A 5,673-nucleotide genomic window follows, 5' to 3' on the forward strand; every position below is an offset into this window, starting at 1 on the left:
ACCAACATAACCTGCTTCCGTAACAACCGTTGCATCAGCTACGCAAAAAGGCACTTGCAGGATCCGCGCAATGGATTTGGCAAGATAAGTTTTGCCGGTACCCGTTTCGCCCACCATAATGATATTTGATTTTTCAATCACTACATCATCTTCGGTAGTTGCCTGGTTGAGCCTTTTGTAATGGTTATATACAGCCACAGCCAGCGAGCGTTTTGCTTCGTCCTGACCTATGACGTAATGTTCGAGAAAGTGCTTGATTTCAGACGGGGGAATGGGTTTCAGCTTAGGTAGCTTGCCCTTTTTTTCTTTCTTATCTTCTTTCGCCCCCAATTCTTCCGTAATCACCTGATGCCCCTGGGCAATGCAGTGATTACATATATGTGCGTCTATTCCGGAAAGTAATAAATCTACTTCGTTTTTTTTACGTCCGCAGAACGAACAGCTTACTTGTGCCATTGAATTTGTTTATACGGTGGTGAATTACCCGGTTCGCTGAGTTTATTTAATATTAGCAACAGCCAAGACCGTGTTAACAAGAAGGTTTACATTATTGTTTCCAAAACGCCGCACATTTTGCAGCCAGTCGAAAGGATATTACAAATTTCTGGTTTTTTGATCGGGTTACCAAAAGAAAATGAGGCTAATGAATAAAAAAGCACCCTGACAAGCTGGTTGTCAGGGTGCTTTCAGCAAATCAAAAATGGCTTATTTGTCTCTTGTCAAAACCTCATCAATCAAACCATATTCCTTCGCCTCAGTTGCTCTCAACCACTTGTCACGGTCAGAATCCAATGCAATTTGCTCAGGTGTCTGGCCTGTATGTTTGGCAAGGATCTCGTACAATTCGTGACGCAGCTTCACAATCTCGCGGGTTGTAATCTCGATATCAACCGAAGTACCCTGCGCGCCACCCGAAGGCTGGTGGATCATTACACGTGCGTGAGGCAGTGCAGACCGCTTTCCGGCTGCTCCTCCTGCCAGCAATACAGCACCCATTGACGCAGCAAGACTTGTACAAACTGTCGCTACATCAGGGCGTACATACTGCATGGTATCGTAAATACCCAGACCTGCATACACAGAACCGCCGGGGCTATTAATGTACATCAGGATATCTTTCTTAGGATCAGCTGATTCGAGGAAAAGCAATTGTGCGACGATGATGTTCGCGATATTATCATCCACACCGGTTCCCATAAAAATAATGCGGTCGGCCATCAAACGGGAGAAAACGTCAACTTCCCGGAAGTTCATCGGACGTTCCTCGATCACCGAGCGGGTCATATTTTCAACGGTGTGGTTCATATAACCGTCCACTGAAAGGCCATTCACGCCAAGGTGGTGGACAGCATATTTTCTAAATTCATTTCCGTAATTCATCGGTAAACTTAATTTTAATTGAGTTTATATTTAAAGGGCAACGACTATCAGAACAAAAAGCAATATATGTTAGTTTCTGATTAAAAAACTGCCTGCTGAATAATCGGCTTGCACAAAATTGACTAATTCATTCAGAAAACCTTGTCAATTCCTGCGATAAATTCTCGGAATTTGCGAGGAGTACGAGCGGGACAGTTAAGTACATTGCATTTGAAAAGTTTGAAAAAGATAAACACGGCGACCATGAGCGCAGCAGCTAACTTATCAGAGAAAATCCGGTTGATCAGGTTACAAAAAGGTCTCTCACAGGAGAATATGGCAGATATGCTCGGATTATCCACTACCGCCTACGGAGATCTGGAAAGAGGCAGGACTGAACTGTCTGTTTCACGCCTGGAAAACATTGCCAAACTGCTTGACGTAAAACTTCCGGATCTGCTGGGTTTTGATTCAGTCTCCATGTCGGAAACGGATTGGCTCAAGCAGGAGAATACCCGGCTCCTGGCGGAAAATCGCAGGTTACAAAATGAGCTGGACCAGTGGAAGCTGAAATTTAAACAATGGTTTGGAGACGGGATCATACGCGAGCTCGGGCAGCAGCGGGAGCGGATCGGGTTTTAGCCTAAATAAAAACACCGCCCCGGAAACCGGGACGGTGCTAAATATATTGCTGAAAGCCAGACTAAGCTGCTACTTCTTCGCCTTTCGCCATTTTCTCGAATTCGCTTACTTCAATGGTTTGCTCGTCGGTGGAAACTTGTCCGCGAATGATATCCATTACTTTGTTATCAAAAACCTGGTTGAAAATGCTCGTGTAATTGTCACGCTCTTTGTCAGCAAGGTAACCTTGCGCAACACGATCAATGGTTTCTTTCATATTATCATCGTCACCGTAGATACCGAACTGACCTTTTACCATATTGCGGGTAAATTCAAGGATCTCAGGATATTCTACTTTCACGTTTTCGCGATCGGCAATCTGATTTTTGATCAGGCTTAGTTTCAATGATTTTTTGAAATCTTCAAATTGCTCTTCAATTTGCTCGCGGGTGAACTTGCCTTCGTTGGTACGTTCCAGCCATTCTTTTAGGAATTCTTCCGGAAGATCGATGGAAATGTTTTCCAGCAATGCATTCTCGATATCGCGGCGCAGCAATGCCTCAGTTTCGCGCTCGTAGTTTCCTTTGATGATTTCAAGCACTTTCTCGTTGTACTGCTCTTCGCTTTCAACCTGTCCTGCGCCCAGTACTTTATCAAAAAACTCCTGGTTCAATTCCGCAGGTGCTGAACGGGTGATATCTTCTACTGTCAAAACGAAATCGCCTGAAAGTGAACCGATATCTTCTTTTTTCTTACCTGTCACATGAGCGATCGCCGACTCGTCAGTGAATGTATCCTGGATATCAAATGTGATAACATCATCTTTTTTGACACCAATGAATTTCGAAAGTGCTTCTTCTTTAAGCTGCTTGGTAGGAATTGCAGTGCGGGTTGTGAATTCGCTTGATTCCTGTTTCAGCTCTCCGAAGATCATATCGCCGGCTTCACTTACTTCAGGGTGAATGCTGTCTGCAAAACGCTCGCGCAAGCTATCGTTTGTCTTGCTAAGCTCCGCATCGTCTACATTGATCGTATAACGTTTTACCGCAGGCAGCTCAGAAAGATTTACTTCGAAATCGCTCGCCATTCCAAGATCGTAGCTGAACTCAAACTGGCTTGGATTATCCCAGTTAACTTCGGCAGCTTTATAGCGATCAGGAATTGGATCACCTACCACCTGCAATTTGTTTTCCCGGATATAGTTGCTCACTGCATTGCTCAGCAGGTTGTTCACCTCGTCAACCAGAATGCTTTTTCCATACATTCTCTGAATTACCTGCGAAGGCACTTTTCCAGGTCGGAAACCTTTCAGGTTAACCTTTTTTGAATAATCCTTTATGGTTTTATCAATTTTCGGCTGGTAATCTTCTTTGGTCAGCGTCACTTTAAGTGAAGCCATTGTAGGCGAGCTTTTTTCTAACAGAACTTCCATGTTTCGCTTATGCTAATGGTAATACCTTGGGTAAAACAGAAAAGAAAAATAAAAATGCCCTCAAAACGAAGTCCTGAGGGCATTTGACGGGTCTTACTACGGAGCAGCACATTTTTCTAAATGGGATAGGAATTTGATGCCCCGTCATTCCCTTGTAATTTGTACGGGCGGAGGGAATCGAACCCCCACGCCTTGCGGCACTAGATCCTAAGTCTAGCACGTCTACCAGTTCCGCCACGCCCGCTCACTTTTTCCGTCTTCAATTACAGTTATTAACTACGCCTGTTCTCGAATTGGGAGTGCAAAGGTATTTCTATTTTTTAGATAGATGCAAGCTTTTTTGAAAATTTTATCTTTTGGTAATCCATTATTGAAAAATCTCACCGGAATTTGTTATTTTAGTGAAGCATACCAATTACAAAACAGCAGTGGAGCAACTCGTTGAGGCCCTCAATATTGACCTGGAACAAGAGCGGAAAGATATTCTCAAGAAGTACCGGAGACTATTACGTACAGCCAAGCCATTCTTGAAGGATAATGATGCCAAGTTAATCAAAAAGGCTTTTTATACTTCTGTCGACGCCCATAAAGACATGCGGCGCCGGTCGGGAGAACCCTATATTTACCACCCGCTTGCAGTCGCCCAGATCGTCGTCGAAGAGATTGGTCTCGGTACCACGGGCATTGTAGCTGCATTGCTGCACGATGTGGTGGAGGATACCGATATGCGGATCGAGGATATCGAGCGGCTTTTTGGAAAAAAAGTGGCCAAGATCATCGACGGGCTTACGAAGATTTCCGGTCGCTTCGAATATGGTTCGTCACAGCAAGCGGAGAACTTCCGTAAAATGCTGCTCACATTGTCCGACGATGTGCGGGTAATTCTCGTAAAACTTGCGGATAGGCTGCATAACATGCGGACCCTCGATAGCATGCCGCGGGACAAGCAGCTTAAAATCGCTTCCGAAACGATTTTTATATACGCCCCACTCGCACACCGGCTTGGATTGTACAGTATCAAATCCGAGCTGGAAGAACTTTACCTGAAATACACCGAGCCCCAGGAATACCGCGCTATTGCCCGGAAGCTGAGAGAAACGAAAGGAATCCGTGACCGGTTTATTGCCAAGTTCATGGAGCCGATCGCGCAGGACCTGGAATCCGCCGGGTTGAATTTTATCCTCAAAGGCAGGCCCAAATCGATTTATTCGATCTGGAACAAAATGCGCAAGCAGAACAAGCCTTTTGAAGAAATTTATGATCTTTTCGCAATCCGCATTGTACTTGAATCTTCGGCTGAAAATGACCGCGAGAAAGCAATTTGCTGGCAGGCATATTCCATTGTTACTGACCATTATAAACCAAACCCGGATCGCTTAAAAGACTTTTTGAGTACGCCCCGGGCAAATGGGTACCAGTCGCTGCATTCCACAGTGATGAGCAAGAGCGGACAGTGGGTGGAAGTCCAGATTCGCACGACGCGAATGGACGAGATTGCTGAAAAAGGCTACGCAGCGCACTGGAAGTACAAAGGAAATGATACTAAGGTCCGAGGTAACATTGAGCAGTGGATTACACAGGTAAGAGAAACGCTTGAAAATGGTTTTGGGGATAAAACCGCAGCGATCGAGTTCCTGGATGAATTCAGGAGCAACCTTTTCAATGAAGAGGTTTTTGTATTTACCCCAAAAGGTGAGTTGAAAGTACTGCAAAGCGGCGCAACGGCGCTTGATTTTGCATTTGATATCCACTCCGAAGTCGGCGCGCATTGTATGGCGGCGAAAGTGGGAGGTATCCTGGTCCCGATCAGCTATGTGCTCAACAATGGGGATCAGATTGAAATCATTACTTCCAATAAGCAAAAGCCCAATGAAGACTGGCTCAGGATCGTAGTTACCTCCAAAGCCCGGGCCAGGATCAAGGACTTTTTGAAAGAAGATAACCGGCGGTACGAAACAGATGGCCGGCAAATGGTTGAGAAAAAGCTGAAAACACTCGGTATCGAGCTTACAGCTGAGATTGTCAACCAGTTGAGGGCGTTTTTTGAATGTAAAACAGCGCCGGACTTTTTCTACCGCATCGGCAAAGGATATATCCAGCTCGATGAGCTCAAAAGGTTCAAAAAGGATAAGGAGGCAAAAGAGCGGAAAGCCGATTCTGCGCATGCAGCAAATGCAGTTCCCGGGCCGGTTGGCAGCGACGGAAAAACGCTTACCAAGTTTTTAAAACAAATCCACGGTGACCGGGCAGACAGTGATACA

At 45.2% G+C, this 5,673-nt stretch carries 5 protein-coding genes and 1 tRNA gene; 2 read left to right on the forward strand and 4 right to left on the reverse strand.

Annotated elements, in window-relative coordinates; translation table 11 throughout:
• Together ACTIE6_RS11015 and ACTIE6_RS11020 are read right to left on the reverse strand one after the other, a co-directional pair.
• On the reverse strand, nt 1-456 hold a 456-nt coding region (locus tag ACTIE6_RS11015), incomplete at its 3' end, for a ClpX C4-type zinc finger protein (protein WP_439556681.1).
• Nucleotides 457-705: 249 nt separating this feature from the next.
• A complete protein-coding gene (locus ACTIE6_RS11020) occupies nt 706-1,380 on the reverse strand; it encodes a ClpP family protease (RefSeq protein ID WP_439556682.1) in 675 nt (224 codons plus the stop codon).
• A 243-nt stretch (nt 1,381-1,623) separates the two neighbouring features.
• Here ACTIE6_RS11020 and ACTIE6_RS11025 point away from each other — a divergent pair, with 243 nt between their 5' ends.
• A complete protein-coding gene (locus ACTIE6_RS11025) occupies nt 1,624-2,001 on the forward strand; it encodes a helix-turn-helix domain-containing protein (protein ID WP_439556683.1) in 378 nt (125 codons plus the stop codon).
• Nucleotides 2,002-2,062: 61 nt separating this feature from the next.
• On the opposite strand, the gene tig is transcribed toward ACTIE6_RS11025, so the two are convergent.
• On the reverse strand, nt 2,063-3,412 hold the full coding sequence (gene tig, locus ACTIE6_RS11030; protein ID WP_439556684.1) for a trigger factor: 1,350 nt from the start codon (nt 3,410-3,412) through the stop codon (nt 2,063-2,065).
• Between the two features lie 162 nt (nt 3,413-3,574).
• Nucleotides 3,575-3,656 (reverse strand) — tRNA-Leu (locus ACTIE6_RS11035).
• A 184-nt stretch (nt 3,657-3,840) separates the two neighbouring features.
• On the opposite strand from ACTIE6_RS11035, the gene ACTIE6_RS11040 reads away from it, so the two are divergent.
• A partial coding sequence (locus tag ACTIE6_RS11040) for a RelA/SpoT family protein (RefSeq protein WP_439556685.1) occupies nt 3,841-5,673 on the forward strand: 1,833 nt, incomplete at its 3' end.

Source organism: Dyadobacter sp., assembly GCF_051859145.1.
In the GTDB taxonomy this organism is placed as follows: domain Bacteria; phylum Bacteroidota; class Bacteroidia; order Cytophagales; family Spirosomataceae; genus Dyadobacter.

What these genes read in the sequence shown, in the direction of transcription:
- ACTIE6_RS11020 (WP_439556682.1), bottom strand. Translation starts at nt 1,380, where the DNA reads ATGAATTACGGAAATGAATTTAGAAAATATGCTGTCCACCACCTTGGC.
- ACTIE6_RS11025 (WP_439556683.1), top strand. Translation starts at nt 1,624, where the DNA reads ATGAGCGCAGCAGCTAACTTATCAGAGAAAATCCGGTTGATCAGGTTA.
- tig (WP_439556684.1), bottom strand. Translation starts at nt 3,412, where the DNA reads ATGGAAGTTCTGTTAGAAAAAAGCTCGCCTACAATGGCTTCACTTAAA.